This is a genomic window from Longimicrobiaceae bacterium, assembly GCA_036375715.1.
Taxonomy (GTDB): Bacteria; Gemmatimonadota; Gemmatimonadetes; order Longimicrobiales; family Longimicrobiaceae; genus DASVBS01.
Genome location: DASVBS010000080.1, coordinates 1 through 17,454, shown reverse-complemented (window position 1 = coordinate 17,454; position 17,454 = coordinate 1). Strand labels below are relative to the sequence as shown.

At 65.6% G+C, this 17,454-nt stretch carries 17 protein-coding genes; 4 read left to right on the top strand and 13 right to left on the bottom strand.

Annotated elements, in window-relative coordinates; genetic code table 11:
• Positions 1 to 13 precede the first annotated feature (13 nt).
• From VF167_17170 to VF167_17160, 3 genes are all read right to left on the bottom strand, one after another.
• Positions 14 to 1,225: a VCBS repeat-containing protein gene (locus VF167_17170; protein HEX6927159.1), complete on the bottom strand. Its 1,212-nt coding sequence runs from the start codon at positions 1,223 to 1,225 to the stop codon at positions 14 to 16.
• The gene (locus VF167_17165) at positions 1,222 to 1,713 is read right to left on the bottom strand and encodes a nucleoside deaminase (protein ID HEX6927158.1); all 492 of its coding nucleotides are present in this window, start codon (positions 1,711 to 1,713) and stop codon (positions 1,222 to 1,224) included. The genes VF167_17170 and VF167_17165 overlap by 4 nt, the downstream gene beginning before the upstream one ends.
• 132 nt (positions 1,714 to 1,845) lie before the next feature.
• On the bottom strand, positions 1,846 to 2,361 hold the full coding sequence (locus tag VF167_17160; protein HEX6927157.1) for a GreA/GreB family elongation factor: 516 nt from the start codon (positions 2,359 to 2,361) through the stop codon (positions 1,846 to 1,848).
• A gap of 325 nt (positions 2,362 to 2,686) precedes the next feature.
• On the opposite strand from VF167_17160, the gene VF167_17155 reads away from it, so the two are divergent.
• Complete coding sequence (locus VF167_17155; protein HEX6927156.1) at positions 2,687 to 3,634, top strand: universal stress protein; 948 nt, start codon at positions 2,687 to 2,689, stop codon at positions 3,632 to 3,634.
• Here the strand turns inward: VF167_17155 and VF167_17150 are convergent.
• Positions 3,600 to 5,489, bottom strand: a complete 1,890-nt coding sequence (locus tag VF167_17150) for a chloride channel protein (protein ID HEX6927155.1) — start codon at positions 5,487 to 5,489, stop codon at positions 3,600 to 3,602. The two genes, VF167_17155 and VF167_17150, sit on opposite strands and share 35 nt — an antisense overlap.
• Positions 5,490 to 5,713: 224 nt before the next feature.
• Entirely contained in the window at positions 5,714 to 6,400 is a 687-nt protein-coding gene (locus VF167_17145) for a CGNR zinc finger domain-containing protein (GenBank protein HEX6927154.1), read from the bottom strand.
• Between the two features lie 85 nt (positions 6,401 to 6,485).
• On the opposite strand from VF167_17145, the gene VF167_17140 reads away from it, so the two are divergent.
• The 3 genes from VF167_17140 to VF167_17130 all read left to right on the top strand — a co-directional run bounded on the left by VF167_17140 (position 6,486) and on the right by VF167_17130 (position 8,971).
• The gene (locus VF167_17140; GenBank protein HEX6927153.1) at positions 6,486 to 7,511 is read left to right on the top strand and encodes an arginase family protein; all 1,026 of its coding nucleotides are present in this window, start codon (positions 6,486 to 6,488) and stop codon (positions 7,509 to 7,511) included.
• A complete protein-coding gene (locus VF167_17135) occupies positions 7,508 to 8,254 on the top strand; it encodes a hypothetical protein (GenBank protein HEX6927152.1) in 747 nt (248 codons plus the stop codon). Before VF167_17140 ends, VF167_17135 begins: the two co-directional genes overlap by 4 nt.
• A gap of 207 nt (positions 8,255 to 8,461) precedes the next feature.
• Complete coding sequence (locus tag VF167_17130; GenBank protein HEX6927151.1) at positions 8,462 to 8,971, top strand: ferritin-like domain-containing protein; 510 nt, start codon at positions 8,462 to 8,464, stop codon at positions 8,969 to 8,971.
• Positions 8,972 to 9,113: 142 nt separating this feature from the next.
• Here VF167_17130 and VF167_17125 read toward each other — a convergent pair whose 3' ends face one another.
• The 8 genes from VF167_17125 to VF167_17090 form a co-directional block, all read right to left on the bottom strand.
• Positions 9,114 to 10,073 carry a sugar phosphate isomerase/epimerase gene (locus VF167_17125; GenBank protein HEX6927150.1) on the bottom strand — a complete coding sequence of 320 codons (960 nt, stop codon included), beginning with the start codon at positions 10,071 to 10,073 and terminating at the stop codon, positions 9,114 to 9,116.
• On the bottom strand, positions 10,070 to 11,335 hold the full coding sequence (locus VF167_17120; GenBank protein HEX6927149.1) for a hypothetical protein: 1,266 nt from the start codon (positions 11,333 to 11,335) through the stop codon (positions 10,070 to 10,072). Before VF167_17120 ends, VF167_17125 begins: the two co-directional genes overlap by 4 nt.
• Positions 11,335 to 12,261, bottom strand: a complete 927-nt coding sequence (locus tag VF167_17115; GenBank protein HEX6927148.1) for an ROK family protein — start codon at positions 12,259 to 12,261, stop codon at positions 11,335 to 11,337. Before VF167_17115 ends, VF167_17120 begins: the two co-directional genes overlap by 1 nt.
• A gap of 3 nt (positions 12,262 to 12,264) precedes the next feature.
• Positions 12,265 to 14,466 carry an iron-containing alcohol dehydrogenase gene (locus tag VF167_17110; GenBank protein HEX6927147.1) on the bottom strand — a complete coding sequence of 734 codons (2,202 nt, stop codon included), beginning with the start codon at positions 14,464 to 14,466 and terminating at the stop codon, positions 12,265 to 12,267.
• Entirely contained in the window at positions 14,463 to 15,263 is an 801-nt protein-coding gene (locus tag VF167_17105; GenBank protein ID HEX6927146.1) for a sugar phosphate nucleotidyltransferase, read from the bottom strand. The genes VF167_17110 and VF167_17105 overlap by 4 nt, the downstream gene beginning before the upstream one ends.
• Positions 15,260 to 15,643, bottom strand: coding sequence for a cupin domain-containing protein (locus VF167_17100; protein ID HEX6927145.1), 384 nt, complete (start codon positions 15,641 to 15,643; stop codon positions 15,260 to 15,262). The genes VF167_17105 and VF167_17100 overlap by 4 nt, the downstream gene beginning before the upstream one ends.
• A complete protein-coding gene (locus VF167_17095) occupies positions 15,640 to 16,926 on the bottom strand; it encodes a glycosyltransferase (protein ID HEX6927144.1) in 1,287 nt (428 codons plus the stop codon). Before VF167_17095 ends, VF167_17100 begins: the two co-directional genes overlap by 4 nt.
• 52 nt (positions 16,927 to 16,978) lie before the next feature.
• Positions 16,979 to 17,454 (bottom strand): methyltransferase domain-containing protein (locus VF167_17090; protein HEX6927143.1); only part of this gene is annotated, 476 nt, incomplete at its 5' end.

Genomic DNA, 17,454 nt, shown 5'->3' with positions numbered 1-17,454 from the left:
ACGGGCGGCTCGCTCAGCGCCGACTGCCCAGCAGCAGCCTCGCCTGCGTTCCCCACCCTCCGATGAAGAGGTCTTCCACGCCGTCTCCGTTCACGTCTCCGACGGCCATCCCCCAGTTCCTCCCCACCGTTTCACTCGGGATCACCTCGTCGGTGACGTCCGTGAAGTGGCCGCTGCCGTCGTTCTGGTAGGCCCGTACGCGCTGCGGGTTGAAGCCGGGTACCTCGATCGGCCCGACCACCAGATCCATCGCGCCGTCGTGATTGAAGTCCATGGGGGTGCCCGCCCACACGGAGAATCGGTTCGGGGGAAGGCGATCCTCGGTCTCGTCCTGAAACCGGCCGTTGCCGTCGTTCACCAGGATCCGGACCTGGGGATCCTTATCCCACCCGCGAGCGTTGCTGGTGAGGTTGAACAGGACGATGTCGAGGGCACCGTCCCCGGTCGCGTCGAAGACGTGCGCCTGGCGCGTCTCCAGCGGAACGCGGAGGTCCAGCCGGTCCGACGCATCGGTGAAGCGCCCCGACCCGTCGTTGAGCAGAAGCCGGCTGGGCGGCACCTCGTTCGCCACGACCATGTCGAGGTCCCCGTCATCGTCGAGATCGGCGAGGGTGATATCCTGAGTGCCGTCGTCGACGGCGGGAAGATGGGTGGTGGTGGCATCGATGAAGTGCCCCGGGTGTTCCGGGTCGTTGAGCCAGAGGAAGTCCTGCCCACTGCCCCTGCCCGAATTGCCTACCACGACGTCCGGGAGGCCATCTCCGTTGACGTCGCCCACATCCAGGCCATTCCCTTCGCTACGACCCGGCAGTCGATCGCTGACGTCAGTGAAGGTTCCGTCGCCTCTGCCCAGGAAATAGGCGTGCGTTTCCGTATCCTCCGCGACGAAGACCAGGTCCGCCTGTCCATCTCGATCGAAGTCCGCGCTGAGGACGTGCTCGTAGTCGCCGGCGGCTGTGCCCAGAGCGCCCTCCTGCCAGGTGAAGCGCCCCTCGCCGTCGTTGAGGTACAGGCGGTTCGCGCCTCCTTCGACCGCGATCGCGAGGTCGAGGTCTCCATCGCCGTCTACATCCACGAAGGCTCCGTCGAGCGCGTGCAACTGGGGCGCCTGTGGGAGATGGGTCGCGGTGACGTCGCGAAACAGGGTGCTCTGGCTGGGCTCCTGGCCTGCGGCGCAGGCGGCCATGGTGCACAGGAGAGAGAGGGCGATGCACGCGGTTCTCATCGATTCCTCCGAACGGTGTCGTCGTTGCGGTAGCCGGCAAAAACCTCCAGCGCCTCGTCCTCGAGGAGAGGCCCGTCCACCTGGACGCGGCGCCGGCCACTCCAGAGCACTTCACGGCAGGAGAGGCGGAACTGGTCGGGCGGCTCCCCCAGCAGCGCGTACACCTTGCGGCTACCCGCTCCGTAGACCAGCCGGCCGATGCCGCTCCAGAAGATCGCCCCTGCGCACATCGGGCAGGGCTCGGCGCTGGCGTACATCACAGCACCGGCCAGGAGCGTGTGATCGATGCCCGGGCAGGCCTCACGGACGAGGTTGATCTCCGCATGGCCGGTGGGGTCACCGGTGGTGGCGGCGGTATTGCGCCCTTCGCCGAGTACCGAGCCATCGGGGCCGATGAGGATGGCGCCGAAGGGCTGATTACCCGACGCTCGCGCTTCGCCTGCGAGGCGAATCGCCTCGCGCAGGAACTTCTCGTCGTTCTCGCGCATGCGATGCCTTCCCTGGAAGAAAGAGGAGCGGCGGCCCAGATCGGCCGCCGCTCCTCTTCGGGATCGACGAAGGGCGCCCCCTCCGGAGGCGCGCTTGCCCGCCGCCCGCTCCCACCGCGGTGAGAGGCGGACTCAGGAGGCGAGGGCCGAGACCGGATCCTGGGGGGAATCCGCCTCGTTGTCCAGACCCGACGCATCCACCACGTCGTAGATCGTGGTGATCGACAGAATGCGTAGCTGGCGCTCGCGCTGCGGGGTCACCACGTCGACCACCGCGCCTTCCGGCTGACCTAGCAGTGCCTGTGCGACCGGCGAGTTGATCGAAATCTCCCCCGCGTCGAGGTCCAGCTCTTCGCCGTTCATGATGGTGTACGTCATCCGCTCGGCGGTTCGCACGTCCTCCACCTCTACCCTCGACCCGAAGCCGACGCGGTCCGGCTGCAGGGTCGCCGGATCGACCAGCACGAGACCCGCGGCGATACGCTCGAGGTACTGAACCCGCGACTGAAGGGCCCGCTGCCGCTCGACGAGCGCCGCACGACGAGTCTCTGACACTTCCGTGCCGAGCTGCTGCGGGATCCTCTCCGTCAGTTCCTCCCCCAGAGTCTCCAGCTGCTCCTGGATGCGGGTGCTCAGTTCGGTGATCATGGCCTCCTCCTATGAGGGTTGTGGGCACCTCGGCCCTGACAAGCATTCCGGGCAGGTACCGCAGTTCCGGAACGTCTGCTCATTTCGTTCGCCCTCGCCCATAAGCGCTTGCCCCCGGCGCGGTAGGAATCGCCTCCGCGCCGGGGGCCATGGTCGTTGCGTTCACCTGTACTGTCTCCGCAACGCGCGGTGCGTTACAAGCCGCACGCGCATCCGCGAAAAGTCCGCCTTCTGTAACACGCCTCCGCCCTCCGGGACCGATGGGATGGGTGCGCTACGGCGCCGGCCGGGCGCAAATCGTCTCTTTCCCGGAGGTGGGTAGGCGATGGTCGACATGGTCGTGCCGAAGATCCTCGTGGCCACCGAGCTCAGCGAGGGATCGGATGAGGTCGTCCAGGCGGCCGCAGATCTGGCGCGTCAGGTCGGCGCCGAGCTGCACGCGGTCCATGCGCTGGAAGAGCAGGGGCTGCCGTTCGTAGATCGCGGCTTTGGCTTGACCGCCCTGCAGCGGAGGCTCGCACACGCGCGAACCACGCTGGAGGAGCAACTCGCCAGGGTTGCTCCCTCGGGCGTCAGCCTGGGAACGATCAAGCTGGAGCACCTGCCGGCCCACGAGGCCATCGTCCGGCGGGCGAAGGAGCTCAGCGCCGATCTGATCATCGTGGGTCCGCACCGCGGGCTGCTGCGCGGCAGCTATCTACTGGGGACAACGGCACAGCGGGTGGTGCAGGAGGCGTCGGTGCCCTGCCTGGTCACTCGCGGACCGATGCCCTGGCCATGGGAGAGCGTCCTGCTTCCGGTCGGGGCGGCGGACGTGGAAAGGGGGCTACTACGTACCGCGCTGCGGTGGATCGCCGATTTCCGGAGAGAGGCGATGGGGAATCCGATTCGCGACCGTTGCGACGTCCGGATTCTTCACGTGGTCCGCTCCGCGAACGATTGGCGCGACTTCTCGCCCGTCCTGGCCCGCGGGATCCGCGAGGCGGCCGAGATCCCCGAGGTGGAGGCGCGGCTCCGCTTGCGCCGCGCCGTCGCCTGGAGCCGTGCTGTGGGGGATGAGATCGTGCGCATCGCCGAGGGCTCCCGGGTGGACGTGGTGGCGATGGGGGTCTGCGAACGGGGTCCGCTGCTCCACGCGGCCCTGGGAAGCGTTTCTAGCTCAGTGCTGCGGCGCTCCTCGGTGCCGGTGGTGCTCTTTCCGCCGCGCCTCTCGGCGAAGCTCGAGTATCAGGCGAAGGTCATTGCCTTCCCCGGACGCCTCGCCGCCCGCTGAGCTTGTAGGCAGTGACCAGCCACCGCCGCGACGCCAGGCTGCGCTCCGCCTGATCGCGGGCCCGCAGCCTGCGGGCATGGGCCGTCAGCAGGTCGCTGCGGGTAATGATCCCCACGAGCTTCCCCGAGGCGCGGTCCACGACGGGGAGTCGCCCGACCCGCTCCCTCACCATGTGATCGGCCGCCTCCCGCAGCGTGTTGTCGGGGAGCGCCACCACCGGCTTCCGGCGGATCAGGTTGCGCAGCGGGGTGTCCGGGTCGAGATCGGGAGAGAGTGTATCCTTCCGGGTGACAACGCCGATCAGCTCGCCGTTTCCATTCACCACCGGGAAACCGTGGTGCCCCCCGGCTGCACGCGGGTCGAGCAGCCTCTCGCGCACCGCGCCCACCGTCTCGTCGGCTTGGAGTACCACGGCGTCACGGCTCATTGTATCCCTGACCAGCACCTGGGACAGATAGTCGATCGAGTACTCCGGCCGCACGGCCGTCCCGCGGCGCGCCAGGCGCTCGGTCATGATCGACGTGCGCATCAAGGCCACGGAGATCAGGTACGCCGCGCTGCACCCGGCAAGCAGCGGCAGGAGACCCAGCGGCTGCCGCGTGGCCTCGAAGGCGAACACAATCGAGGCGAGAAGGGCGTGTGACGCCCCGGCGAACACCGCCGCCATCCCCACCAGTGCCGCAATCGGCACGCTGATCCCCACATCCGGCAGCAGCGCCGCGGCCAGGGTGCCCAGCGCGGCGCCCACGCCCCCGCCGATGATGAACAAGGGTGCAAGCGTACCGCCCGACGTACCGCTTCCCAGATAGATCGACCAGGCCACGAACTTCAGCCCGACCAGTCGCAGCAGGCTCCAACCGACCACCGTGCCGGAGAGGATCGCCTCGATGTGCACGTACCCGACGCCCAGGATCCGCGGGTCCAGGTAGCCACACACGCCCACCACTACGGCTCCGATCGCGGGCCACCACATCCAGTGGACGGGAAGGCGCTCGAAGCGATCCTCGATCGCGTAGACCAGGCGGGTGATGCCGACCGCAAGAAGCCCGATCAGCGCCCCGATCACCACGTATGCTACCAGGGCCGGCCAGCTCTGCTCCGAGATATTCGGCATGGCGAAAACAGGCCCCGAGCCGATCAGCACCAGTCGCACGGCCGTCGCGGCGGAAGCCGCCAAGGCAACGGGGATGATGGAGCGGGCCCTGAACTCGAACAACAAGAGCTCGATCGCCAGCAGTACCGCGGACACCGGGGTGCCGAAGGTCGCAGCCATCCCCGCCGCGGCCCCCGCGGCCAGCAGGGTCTTCCGCTCATCGGCGGTGATTCGCATGACCTGACCCACCAGCGACCCCATCGCTCCGCCGGTCGCGATGATAGGTCCTTCGGCGCCGAATGGACCGCCGGTGCCGATAGCGATCGCCGCCGAGAGGGGCTTGAGAAAAAGAAGACGGGGCGCGATGCGGCTTTCGCCGTGGAGCACACGCTCCATCACCTCCGGGATCCCGTGGCCGCGGATGGCCGGCGAGCCGAAGCGAGCCATCAGGCCGATGACGATCGCTCCGATCACGGGGACGAGCAGAACCCACAGGGTAACCGATCCGGGCTCGATCACCGGCTCCGCCGTCGAGATCTCCCCTCTGAAGACGAGGTGGGTGATCAGGGAGATGAGGGCGAGCAGGATCCACGCGACCACCCCGCCGCCGATTCCCAGGACCACAGCCACGGCGGTGAGGCGGACAAGGCGTGTAGGTCGGATCGTATCCTCGTCGGGAACCAGGACGCTCGCGGTCGCGGCGTCCATGGATGGAGCGACCGGCAGGTGGGTCCGGTCGGAACGGTCTTTATGTTTGCTCATCCTTGTGATGCTTCTGTCGCAGTGAAGAGCGCCGGACGGGAACCGCATGCGTCGGGCGCGTCAAAGCGTCTTGTCCTGGCCGCCGCGGGCCACCGGGGTGGTGAAACGCCTACAGGTCGTCCGCCACCAGGACGGACGACCTCGAGGCCTCGGAAGGTAGCAGAGTGGCCGCTCTGGCGCGAACCCTCTACCTCCGATCGAGCTTCGGCGATGTTCGCGGCAGCTCAGCTGCTTGCTCTGCTCCCTCGCCCCCGCTCCCGGTGACGCCGCACCTTGGCCAGGTTGCCGCAGTCGGCCATGTCGCACCAGCGTCTCCGACCCGAGCGGCTGCGGTCGAGGAAGAGCCAGCCACATTCGGTCCCCGGACACTGACCTACGCGCCCCAGCTCTGGCGAGGTGAGGAGCGCCGCGGCGTCCACGGCGATCGGCCAGAGCACGTGGTCGAGGTCCTCAGTGCTGTTCGTCCACTCCCAGCGCGGATGCACGGCGGCCACGATCTTCTCGTGCCCCCGCGCGATCCATACTTCGTCGTTCAGGACGGCCAGGTCGCCGGATGGGATCGGCCAACGCTCGAGCGCGGCCTTGAAGATCCGGTAGATCGCTTCGCGCAGCGCCAGGGCTCTCGCGTGGACGGTCTGGGCCGCCTCCGGTTGCTCCGTACCGGTACGCAGCAGCGCCGAGGCATCCCCATCGCTGATCGCCCCGGCCGCCGCTCCCCACCGCACCAGTGCAGCGTAGGAGGTGATGCGTTCGTCGGCGATGCGATCCATCCACTCCCGGCCGGCCGAATCCGTCCCACCGGGAAGCCGCGCGCGCACCGAGTTCACGAAATCCAGACAGAGCCTTCCCCCGACCCGCTTGACCACCCCGCTTCCCATCCCCCGATCCTCGGCCAGACGATCTTCGGACATTAGCCTTGCATCCTTGACACGGCCCTCGTGCACTCCTATGTAACCAGTGAACTCATCTTAACCAGTTACAGAGAGAGGGGGCAAGATGAATCCAACCGGCTCGAGTACGGGAGCGTCGGAGAGCAACCTGGCGCTGGTGGGTGCCGCCTCTTCGATCGGTATTCGTCCGTACGATGAGGGTGGGCAGGAGCGAGCCCTCGGTCGCGCGCCCGCCGCCCTGCGGGAGCTGGGTCTCGCGGCGGCCCTGGGCGCGGTTGACCTGGGCGATCTCCGACCCGGACCCTATCAGGACCGGGTGCGCACTCCGGGTCAGGTGCGCAACGAGGCGGGTCTGGTAGAATACAGTCGTGCTCTCGCGGAGCGGGTCGCGGCGGCAACCGCCGGTGGCCGGAAAGCCCTGGTGATCGGCGGCGACTGCAGTATCGTCCTCGGCTCGCTGCTCGGCCTCAGGGCCTCGCACCGCCGGGTGGGGCTCGTGTACGTGGATGCTCACGCCGATTTCGCCACTCCGCAGGAGTCGACCACCGGGTCCGCAGCAAGCATGTGCCTGGCGATGGCAGTCGGACGGGGCGATTCTCCGCTGGCCCGGCTGCACCCCGATGGGCCGCTGGTCCACGGCGCGGATGCCGTGGTCGTGGCGCGGCGCGACCAGGAGGAGTGGTACGGGCAGAAGGCGCTCGCCCGACACGGGGTGCTCGACCTGACGGACGACGAGGTACGTAGGATGGGCTTTGTCGCCGCGGCCGACCGCGCGCTGGAACGCGTCACCCGCGAGGGGATCGAGGGGTTCTGGGTCCATCTGGATGCGGACGTCATCGACCCCGATCTCATGCCGGCCGTCGATTCGCCCGTGCCCGGCGGTCCCGGCATCGACGAGCTGGTCGAGCTGCTCATCCCTCTGGCGCACCATCCGCGCATGCTGGGCATGCAGGTCACCATCTACGATCCGGCGCTCGATCCGGGGTTTCGGGCGGGCAGGGTGCTGGCGTCGCTGCTGGAGCGCATATTCGGAGCAGGGCAGGCTACGAATCCCGATGCGCTGCACGCGGTGAACTCCGTCGCCGGCGCTCCGGCCGGATCTCCGAATCGACCAGAGGATACCAGAGGATGAGCTCACCAGACGGGATCGCGCGTAGCCAAGCAGCTTCCACCGGGCATGGACCCCTGCGCCGCGTCCTCCTCTCCTGGAGCTCGGGAAAGGACAGCGCGTGGACCCTGCACCGCCTGCTCGCCGATCCGGAGGTGGAGGTGGTCGGCTTGCTCACCACGGTGAACAGCACCCACGATCGTGTCGCCATGCACGCCACCCGGAGGACGGTCCTGGAGGCCCAGGCCGAAGCTGTGGGCCTGCCCGTGCAGATCGTTCCACTCCCCTGGCCCTGCCCGAACGAGGTCTACGAGGAGCGCATGCGCGCTGCGGTGGATGCCGCTCGAGCACAGGGAGTGACCCATGTGGCGTTTGGCGACCTCTTTCTGGAGGAGATTCGTGACTACCGGGTCCGCCAGATGGACGGAACCGGCCTGGAGCCCCTGTTCCCCCTGTGGGGCGAACCAACCGGCGAACTCGCCCGCCGCATGATTGACTCAGGGCTCGAGGCGGTCGTCACCTGCGTCGATGCCGCGAAGCTGGCCCGCCGCTTCGTCGGGCGACGCTTCGACCATGAGTTCCTGAGCGACCTGCCGGAGGAAATCGATCCCTGCGGCGAGAACGGCGAGTTCCACACCTGCGTGCTCGCCGGCCCGGGCTTCCGATCGAGCGTGGAGGCCGTCGTGGGTGAGATCGTGGAGCGAGAGGGGTTCTACTTTGCGGACGTCGTTCCGCTCACTCCCAGGCGACCAGTGGTGGTGGGGTAACGCGACGTGCAATCGCGCTTCAGCGCGAGCGTGTTGAAGGCACGGCGATGATGGGACGTCGCGCCGCGGGCCTTCGGTTGGACGAACGTGAACAAACATCCGGTCCCCGTCGGTCTGCTTCGCGGGCCGACCGTGGCGGTACGACCTTCGCAGTGCGACCGAACGTCAGCAACCAGCAGGACACAAACCAGACACGTTCGGGAGATCATGACCTCACCCGCACTGGATCGCGGCGTTCTCGCCGAGGAAAACCGTGAGAAGCGCGAGCAGATCGTCGAGCTGTTGAAGAAGGCGTACTGGATGGAGATCGAGACGGTGATGAACTACATCACCAACTCGACCAATCCGGATGGCGTACGGGCCCAGGAGATCATCGAATCACTGCAATCCGACATCGAGGAGGAACTGGGTCACGCCCGGCAGTTCGCGGCTCGCATCAAGGAGCTCTGGGGGGTGGTGCCCGGCTCGCTCGAGTTCAAGGCGGAGCAGAGTTACCTGCAACCCCCCAGCGAGCAGACCGACATCGTGCACGTCATCAAGGGGGTGATCGAGGCCGAGAAGGGGGCCATCGATTTCTACAACGGCATCATTGAGGCGTGCGAGGGATTCGATTGGGTCACGCAGGACATGGTGATCGGGATCCTGCACGACGAGGAACAGCACCTGCGCCTCTTCGAAGGGTTCCTGCGCGAGTACAAGGCCGAGGGGAAGGCGTGACCTGAGTCCCGCCGTTCATACCCGCCCGGTGCCCGATGGCGCCGGGCGGGGTTTGCGCTTCCGACCGCGGTCTACGGGAAGCGAAGCCTCCAACCCGTCAGTCGGAGGTAGAAGCAGGCGTAGAAGGTGGAGCCGGAGTTCGTCACCACCACGTTGTCTGTGGCGGTGGGCGGCGGAGCAGCTTTGGTTGAAGGTAGTCCCGCGCCTGCTCCAGCCCCTCGATCGGATCCATAGTGGGATCCTCGTGCTCGACGGCGAGGACGCCGCGGTAGCCGCGCATCTGTAGCTCGGAAATCAATCGTTTCCAGGGGATCCCTCCCCAACCCGGAACCCTGAACCTGAATCCGCGATCGGGTCGGTTCCAGGGGCCATGTGCGAGCAGTCCCGAGCGATCGATGTTGTGCGCGACTCGCTCGCAGTCTTTGGCGTGCACGTGCACGATGCGGTCTCGCAACTCGGAGACGAACACCACCGGGTCCACACCCGCCAGGGCTAAATTGCCGGGATCGAGGTTGAATGCCCACGCTGAATGTCCGTCCAGGAGATCGACTGTCCAGAGCGCGGTCTCGAGATTGTACGCGAACTGCCGGGGATGACATTCGTGGGCGAAACGCACGCCACGGGCGTCGAAGTGATCCAGGATGGGGAGGAGGCGTTCACGGAATACCGAGGCCATCCGTTCGTACCCATCAGCCAGCGGCCAGGGAAACCACCTCGAGTAGTCTTCACATCCGGTGAACCCGCAGACGACGGTGACGTCGAGCAGCTTTGCCAGATCCGCGGTGCAGCGGAGACGGTGCTCTGCGTAGTCGATCTTGGCTTTCGGCGACCCCTTGAAAATCGGATCGGTATCTTCTCCGTGAGGGCCGAGCAGCAGCTGGCCCTCCTGATGATTGGAGAGGGCGGAAATCTCAAGACCGGCAGCTTCAATCGCCCTTTGAATCCGCTTCCAGTCACCATTCAAAGCAGCTTCCAGGTCAACGAATGGTGATCTGCTGTCCACGGGCAGTTCCACCGCTTCGTACCCTAGCGATGCGGCTGCTCGAATAGCTTCTTCAAAGGGAAGATGATAGAGCGCCTGCAGGCAGACACCGAGCTTCATAGGGCGATATTGTCGGAGGGCAGCGGCTCCGCGACATAGGGGCTGACGCCGCCGCAGATCGCGTTCGTCAACTCATCGAGGAGAGGTGGTTCGAGTCGCCGCGCTAGCAGGCGTGCCGCCGCCTTCATTCTTCTTCGGTCTCGATTGATGGCGGCGCGGTAGGTGAGGTCTTCGGCCTCGGCAACTCTGGAGAGGAAGTCGACCACGCGTGGCGGCGGGTGGGGTAGGGAATCGGCCACGGCGGTACCGGAGGCAATTGCCGCCGGCACCTCTACCACGACGCCTCGCGGAGCCCATGTCATTTGCGGCTCGACGACGAAATCGGCGAAGCCAACATGGGTACCACCGCTGAGCAACGCAGTCATCACCGGGATGATCGCGTGCTCGAACCACGGCGTCGGCCGCTCACCGTATTCCGGCACGTCGCCTCCCGGTTCGCAACGGATGCGTCGGTAAATGTGGTGGTCCAGGGATATGAGCCAACGAGCCCGCCCGCGGGGCGCGTTCACGCCCAGCCGTAGCGCTGCGGGGGGATCATAGATCCGGTAGTAGTAATGCAGCGGGGCGGCGCCGAATTCGCGCAGAACGCGTTGTTCGACGAGTCCGAATCGCACTGCTTCGTGGAGTGCCACCTCTCCGGCCGCGTTGGCGCCCCAGAACCAGCCGAGGTGGTTGAGCCCCACATAGTGCAACCGCGCTCCTCGGTGATCGCCCCGGGCCGAGAGCAATCTCTGCTGCGTCGTATGGGGAAGCTCGCAAATACCAAAAGCCCGCAGCCCTTCGTCCAGCAACAATCGTGTGGTGATCCCGAGCGGAGCAACCAGGTTCACCACGGGCGCCTTCGGCGCGACACGACGGAGCGTATCCGCTATCGCTGTGAGCACCGGCAGGGTCCTCCAGGCGTTGGCCATGCCTCCCGCGCCGAGCCCTTCGTCCCCCACCAGCCCAAAGCGCTCCGGGAACGTCTCGTCGTACAATCGCGCTCGGAGGCCGCCGACCCGGATCAGCAAGACTACCAAGCTCGCGCCTGCGACGGCCGACTCGATATCGACATGTGCAGTGAGTTGCCAATCGGTGCGGTGCAATCGAACGCGGCGCTTGGCATGCTCCGCGATCACCCGCAGCCGGTTGGCACGTCGAGCGACGAGAGAAAGATGGAGGTTTGGGAGCGGGCTTGTGGCGGCGAGCAGCTCACATAGCCTGGCTACGTAGACACCGCCACCGATCAGAGCGACTTTCGCACATTCAGCAATGGTACCCATCAGTGGCTGGGCCTCGCCAGCGCCGGCCCCGCGGTGCGCGACCGTACCTCGGCTTCACCGGCCAGGATTGTTGCGCCGTAGGCTCCGGCTGCGTAGCCTGCGCGAGTCAGCTCCACCCGGCATGCTTGGGCAATTTCCGGAAACGCTTCCCGCGCGACCGCGTCGCGTACGGCCTCCAGATACGCCGCTCCGTACTGCGCGACTCCTCCTCCGAGCACCACCAATGTCGGGTTGAGCAGGTTCATGGCGCTCCCAACCGCGATTCCCAGCGCCTGCGCCGCCTTCCTCACCACACTGACCACCGACGGATCTCGCTTGTGGGCGAGCGCCACCCCTGCGCTCTGATGCCGGAGCTGTCTTTCAATGGCGGTGCCTGACGCGAAAAGGTTCACGCACCCTCGACGTCCGCAGAGGCACCTCGGGCCAGTCCGCGAAATGCTCACATGGCCGATCTCTCCTGCCAGGCCGGAGGCGCCTTCCCATATCCGCCCATCCAGCACGAGCGCTCCCCCGACGCCGGTTCCGATGGACACGAACAGCATGCTATCGCCGCGGCCCAGATTGCGTTCCCTGGCTTCGGCTCGGGCGGCAACATTCACGTCATTGTCGACATAGCACCGGACTCCGAGGTCGTCTTCGACGCGTTCTGCGAGCGGGTAGTCCCGCCAGGTGGGCAGAATCACGGATGAATGCACTCGTCCCGAATGCCGTTCGACCAGACCGGGAAAGCCAATGCCGACACGTTGAACGCGGACTCCGCTGGTGGAAAGCTTCGCAAGAATGGATCGGAGCACGGTCAGCATCTGTTCCGGTCGGAAAGCAGGGCCGGTCGCGTGCTGGAAACTGGCGACGACATTCTCCGTGCGGTCGCTCGCTGTGGCGAGCAACTTCGTACCGCCCAGGTCCACTCCAAGGGTCGCTTCCATCGGTCACGCCGCGATGCAATTGCCGAGTGTCGGATGTTCGGCGATCGCCTCCAGAGCCTGGCGCAGTTCGTCTCGCGAGAGGTCAGGCACGATCCGCACTGCACCGATTCCCTCGGGCAGAACGAAGTGCAGGTGATTCCCGCGGATGAGTCGGATCGCCGCCATGTGATCGATGGCACTCAACAGATCCTCCATCTCCACCCGCGGAGGCAGATCGTAGGCAGCCAACAGTTGGTGAATTCGATCGGCTGTGGTCCGGTCGCACACCCCCCGCGAACAAGCGATCTCCGCGGCCACGGCAATCCCGAATCCGACTGCCTCACCGTGAAGGATTCGGCGGTAGCCGAGCGTCGTCTCGAGTGTGTGCGCGAAACTGTGACCGAGATTCAGAGCGCGCCGCAGGTCCGCCTCGAAAGGATCGGGGGCGAGCAACTCGATCTTCGCTTTCGTCGCCCGGAGGACGACTTCCCCGAGCACAGCCGCATCGCGGAGCTCCCGAATGGCGCGCTCCTCTCGTTCCAGCAAGCCGAAGAGATCGGGCTCGCGGATGATGGCCACTTTGATGGCCTCGGCGATACCGGAGCTGATCGCGCGCGCATCCAATGATCTCAGCGCGGCGGTGTCACAGTAGACCGCCGCCGGATCGTGAAACGCTCCCAGGAAGTTCTTCGCCCAGGGAGTATTGACCGCCACTTTACCACCCACGGCTGCATCGTGCTGTGCCAGCAATGTGGTGGGAACATTGGCGTAGCGAATGCCGCGCATGTAGGTGGCGGCCACAAACCCGCCGAGATCGGTGATCATGCCGCCACCCAGGTTCAGCAGCAGGCCCCGGCGGTCCAGCTTGCCACGGAATAGCTGTTCCGCAATCGACGACAGCACGTGGAGTGATTTCGATTGTTCCCCTTGCTCGACTACAATGGGTACAGTCGCGATGTCGACCGAACAGAGATCGCGCACGAATGCTTCGCCGAGCAGGGCGAAAACACGATCATCCGTGAGCACCGCCATACGGACTCCCGGATAGGCGCGAGCCAGAAGCTGGGGTAATGTCTGCAGAATATCCGGCCCAACATGAATCGTATAGCGATGCTCCCGCTGATTGCGTACTTCCAGCAGAGAGACGCCCGGTAGCTCCGCATCTGCGGCACCGGGCAATCGTCGGCTGGAGAGGTGGTGGGGACGTCGGGCTAGAAGAATATCTTCATAATAGGTGAGCAGGTCCACGAGACTGGTGCGGAGCGGTATTTCCGGGGCAAAGCCGAGCTCGGCAAGTGGTGCAGTATCCGCCACCAGCCTGGGGATATCGGCCGCCCGCGCAGGGAGCCTGCGTATGGTCAGGGAGCCATCCAGGCCGGCGATCTCGCAGAGGTGCTCGAGTACCCGGCCGGCGGGAGTCTCCGCACCCGATCCCACGTCATACGTCGCCCCCGCGCGACCCCGGGTGGCGAGCAAATAGAGGGCGAGTGCCACCTCACGCACGTCGAGGAAATCTCGAGTCGTATCCAGCGGACCCACCCTGATCTCCGGTGCCTGATACCGGTTTCGGATCTGAGCAATCTGGCGCGCAAGCCAGCCGCAGAGGTGACGCTCGTCCTGACCTGGTCCGACAACATTGAAGATGCGAGCAAGGAGCAGAGGAAGGGCGTGACGTGCTGCCAGGATCTTGGAGGCCTGCTCGGTGGCTAGCTTGCTGGTGGAATACAGATCGACGGGCTGCTCCGGCGCGGGTCCTCGCGGAGGTGCACCGCCTCCGGCCTTTCCGTACACGGATCCTGTCGAAGCGATGACGATGCGCGGAGGGGGAAGGGCCGTTTCGGCGATACACTCCAGCAGGGTGGCCGTCGCCAGGACATTATTCGTGAACAGTTGCTCGGCCGGTTCGTCCCGAAGAGAGCCGGCGAGATGAACGATATGCGTAAAGGAACAGTCCTCGATCAGTCGCCTCACCGCCGCGCGGTCACGCAGGTCCAGGCTGTGATAGCTGTACCGCTCATCCCGCCGCGCGTGTATCAGTGCCTCGGGTAGGGGGGCTTTGAAGGGAGTCTCCGCGGGGCGGATCTCGTGTGTGAAGGCATGGAAAGCTTCCGGCGAACGACCGACGCCGATAATCGTGGCCGTCGTGTCGCACTGTAACCAGTGGGCGGTCAGGTACGACCCGATGAATCCTTGTACGCCGGTGATGAGAACGCGGTTGCCGGTCATCCAGGCCTTCGCGACGTATGGGGAGCGCCGGCTTCGACGAGCGGTCGTGAACGGTCGGCGCGCGGGTCGTTGGACGGGGGCGTGAATTCGCGCTGCGATCTGGAGAACAGGAGCTCCGCTCGGCTGAGGGAGGCAGCATCGTTTACGTCTACCCAGGATGCGGAATGGCGATATTCGCGCACCAGCGCTCCCTGGTCGATGAGCTTCCGTGCGAGCTGGGAGATGCCCATCGCTTCGTCCGCGGGAATGGCGGCCAGCGCTCGCTCTCCTAGGACGGCGATGCCGCTACAGATCAGGACGCGGTGTACGGGCTTCTCCGAGTACTCCGTCACCCGCCCCTGGCGGACGCGAACTTCTCCGTAGGGGATGGGAATTGCTTCCCGGTGAGTCGCCAGGGTGAGATCCGCGTCGTGCTCGACGTGCGACCGCACAATCGAGTGCAAGCTCATGCTCGTAAGGTTGTCGGCGAAGACAACCAGGACCGTCGCGCCGCGACCCCGCAGCTCGGCCGCGCACCCGATGTTTCCCCGCGGCCAGCGCTCAGCCAGCAGCTCTAGCGATCCTCCCCACGATCCGACCAGCGTCCCGCACCGGTCTGCCACGAAGGAACTGAGCGCGGAATCGGCTGCCGACACCGAGACCACGAGCTTCCGAAAGCCTGCCTCCACCAGGGCGAGAAGGTTGCGCTCGATCAAGGTCACCCCGCCGACTTCGAGAAGCGGCTTCGAAATGTCCGCGATCGATCGACGCGCGCGCTCGCCGCGGCCGCCGGCCATCACCAGGCCCACGACGTTCATGGGATCACTGCCAGCTCGAACACGAACAGTCGAAGCGGACGATCCGCTCGGTTCTCCAGTCGGTGCAACCCGTTCGGTGGATTGCGAATGAGATCCCCCTTGCGTACGCGGAACTCCTCCCCGTTGCGCCACATCGTCCCCTCTCCCTCCAGGATCAGGTAGAACTCCTCCTCGTCGGACCGGTGACGGTGCTCACCAATCGATGCGCCGGGGGGTACAACGGCGTAATCGATGAAGTTGCAGGGACCGGAGACCTCACCACGCTCGACGATCCTTCGGAAGCTGATCTCACCCTGCCCGTGGTGGGCGCGTCGCTGTTCAAGGGAGAGGTCCTGCAGGTTGCATCGATCGAAGGATAACTGCGCTACGGATCGTGTCATCGTGTGCTCCCTGTATGCAGGTGGATCTCGCCGGCAGGGGAGGCTTGAAGGCGAGGGGGGACCGGACGGCTCGCTCGATCTGACTCAGGACGACGCCTCAGGGGCACGCCGAGCGCGGCGAGAGTGTCCATCGTCTTCTTGACCATCACCGCCTTGGTATATCCCGAGAGAAATTTCTGGTATGCATCCCTGCGGAGGTCCTCGGCGAGATCGTGATCAGTCAGTAGGCGGGAAAGAGCCTGCGCCATGTCCTCGGGGTCCCCGGGGGAGACCAGTAGGCCCGTTCGACCGTCTTCGACGAACTCTCGACACCCCACATTGTCTGTCGCGACGATGGGTCGTCCGCATGCAGCAGCTTCGAGGATGGCGGTGGGGAGCCCCTCGCGATAGCGGGTGGGAATGAGAACCACGTCACATTGAGCGTAGAGGGGCTGCGTGGTGGGCTGGTATCCCACGAAGCGAATGGTGGGAATGTCTCGCTTCAGCGCTTCGATCTCGGGTTCAGTCAGCGAGGAGGGATTGCCAGGATCGACGGAACAGGAGAACCACATCTCGTGGTCGATGCCACGCGCCCGCAGCCTCGCGGAGGCTGCAGCCGCGTCCAGCACTCCCTTCTCCTTCAATAGCCGAACCGGTACGAGAACGATCTTTCTGGAACGAGGTGGAGGAGGAGGAAGCCACGGATATTCTTCGGGATCGACCCCGCATCCCGGTGTCACCTCCACCCGCCAGCGGGCCACGTGCAACTCGTGGACGAGATAGTCACGGTCCTCGTGATTGTGCACAATCACCCGACTGTTCTTGCCAGCGAAGAGGTAGCGATACAGCGACGCGGCAGCGAACCGGGACCAGCGCCTGCGCCAGGTGGGAGCATCGAAAGCGCTGCCCAGCCCGGTCACGAGGAATACGCAAGGACGATCCAGCAGGCGCAGGGGAAGACCGCACACGACATTGGGCACGAATCCGCACAGGACATAGGCGGCCGCAACGCTCTTCTGTGCAACCCGGTACACTACCCAGGCCGTGCGAAGGAGAGCGGATAGGCTTAGAGCCTCCCGGTCGAACGGGAGCTGGCGGACGTCGGTGCTCTCCGGTAGTCGCCGCCGGCTGGCCGCGATCTGATCGGGTCGTGACCAGCCAGCTCGGATGGTGCGCGGGTGCTCGGGTACGAAAACGGTCGCGGCGATACCCCGACGCGTGAGGTAGCGAGGAAGGGCGCCGAAGTCCGAGACGAAGCGTCCCAGCTGGTGAGCCAGGAAGTATACCCTGATAGGACCGTCCATTTGTCCTTCAGGTGCAGAGTATGCCCGCCGGAGATCGGCAGTGCGATGGCGATCAACTTTTCGGACTGGCGGTCACGAACACGGCGTGGGGGCCGACGGGCGGGACGAATGCACCGATACGGTAGCGCAGAAGGTATTGAAGCCGGCTGTATATCTTGTTCAAACCTCTGGTGGGAGCGGGTCTTCCGTCCCGTCCGCGCGGCTTGTCTTCCGGGCTTCGCAGGAATCGGTTCCCTACAGTGCTCAGGATGGTCGCGGGAAATAGCCCGAATCGCTTCATTGCGTCGACCTTCAGACCTGCTCGGTCGAGTAGCTGGTGTATCGCGGCTTCGGAATAGAACCATCGATGTTGAGGGTATCCGAGCCGTCCGATCCAGCGATACCAACGAGGCGAGAGTCCGGCGAAGATACCTACCTCGAAACAGAGTACTCCACCGGGGCGAAGCAGGCTCGCCATTGCTTTGAGCGCCCTGATCGGATCCGGAAAGTGACTGAGCAGGTCGACGTGGAAGACTACGTCATAGCTGG

Excerpts from the sequence above, each read along its gene's own strand:
- VF167_17150 (HEX6927155.1), bottom strand. The coding sequence starts at position 5,489 with ATGAGCAAACATAAAGACCGTTCCGACCGGACCCACCTGCCGGTCGCT.
- VF167_17100 (HEX6927145.1), bottom strand. The coding sequence starts at position 15,643 with ATGACACGATCCGTAGCGCAGTTATCCTTCGATCGATGCAACCTGCAG.
- VF167_17115 (HEX6927148.1), bottom strand. The coding sequence starts at position 12,261 with ATGGAAGCGACCCTTGGAGTGGACCTGGGCGGTACGAAGTTGCTCGCC.
- VF167_17120 (HEX6927149.1), bottom strand. The coding sequence starts at position 11,335 with ATGGGTACCATTGCTGAATGTGCGAAAGTCGCTCTGATCGGTGGCGGT.
- VF167_17155 (HEX6927156.1), top strand. The coding sequence starts at position 2,687 with ATGGTCGACATGGTCGTGCCGAAGATCCTCGTGGCCACCGAGCTCAGC.
- VF167_17095 (HEX6927144.1), bottom strand. The coding sequence starts at position 16,926 with ATGGACGGTCCTATCAGGGTATACTTCCTGGCTCACCAGCTGGGACGC.
- VF167_17145 (HEX6927154.1), bottom strand. The coding sequence starts at position 6,400 with ATGTCCGAAGATCGTCTGGCCGAGGATCGGGGGATGGGAAGCGGGGTG.
- VF167_17140 (HEX6927153.1), top strand. The coding sequence starts at position 6,486 with ATGAATCCAACCGGCTCGAGTACGGGAGCGTCGGAGAGCAACCTGGCG.
- VF167_17170 (HEX6927159.1), bottom strand. The coding sequence starts at position 1,225 with ATGAGAACCGCGTGCATCGCCCTCTCTCTCCTGTGCACCATGGCCGCC.
- VF167_17160 (HEX6927157.1), bottom strand. The coding sequence starts at position 2,361 with ATGATCACCGAACTGAGCACCCGCATCCAGGAGCAGCTGGAGACTCTG.
- VF167_17105 (HEX6927146.1), bottom strand. The coding sequence starts at position 15,263 with ATGAACGTCGTGGGCCTGGTGATGGCCGGCGGCCGCGGCGAGCGCGCG.
- VF167_17130 (HEX6927151.1), top strand. The coding sequence starts at position 8,462 with ATGACCTCACCCGCACTGGATCGCGGCGTTCTCGCCGAGGAAAACCGT.
- VF167_17110 (HEX6927147.1), bottom strand. The coding sequence starts at position 14,466 with ATGACCGGCAACCGCGTTCTCATCACCGGCGTACAAGGATTCATCGGG.
- VF167_17165 (HEX6927158.1), bottom strand. The coding sequence starts at position 1,713 with ATGCGCGAGAACGACGAGAAGTTCCTGCGCGAGGCGATTCGCCTCGCA.
- VF167_17125 (HEX6927150.1), bottom strand. The coding sequence starts at position 10,073 with ATGAAGCTCGGTGTCTGCCTGCAGGCGCTCTATCATCTTCCCTTTGAA.
- VF167_17135 (HEX6927152.1), top strand. The coding sequence starts at position 7,508 with ATGAGCTCACCAGACGGGATCGCGCGTAGCCAAGCAGCTTCCACCGGG.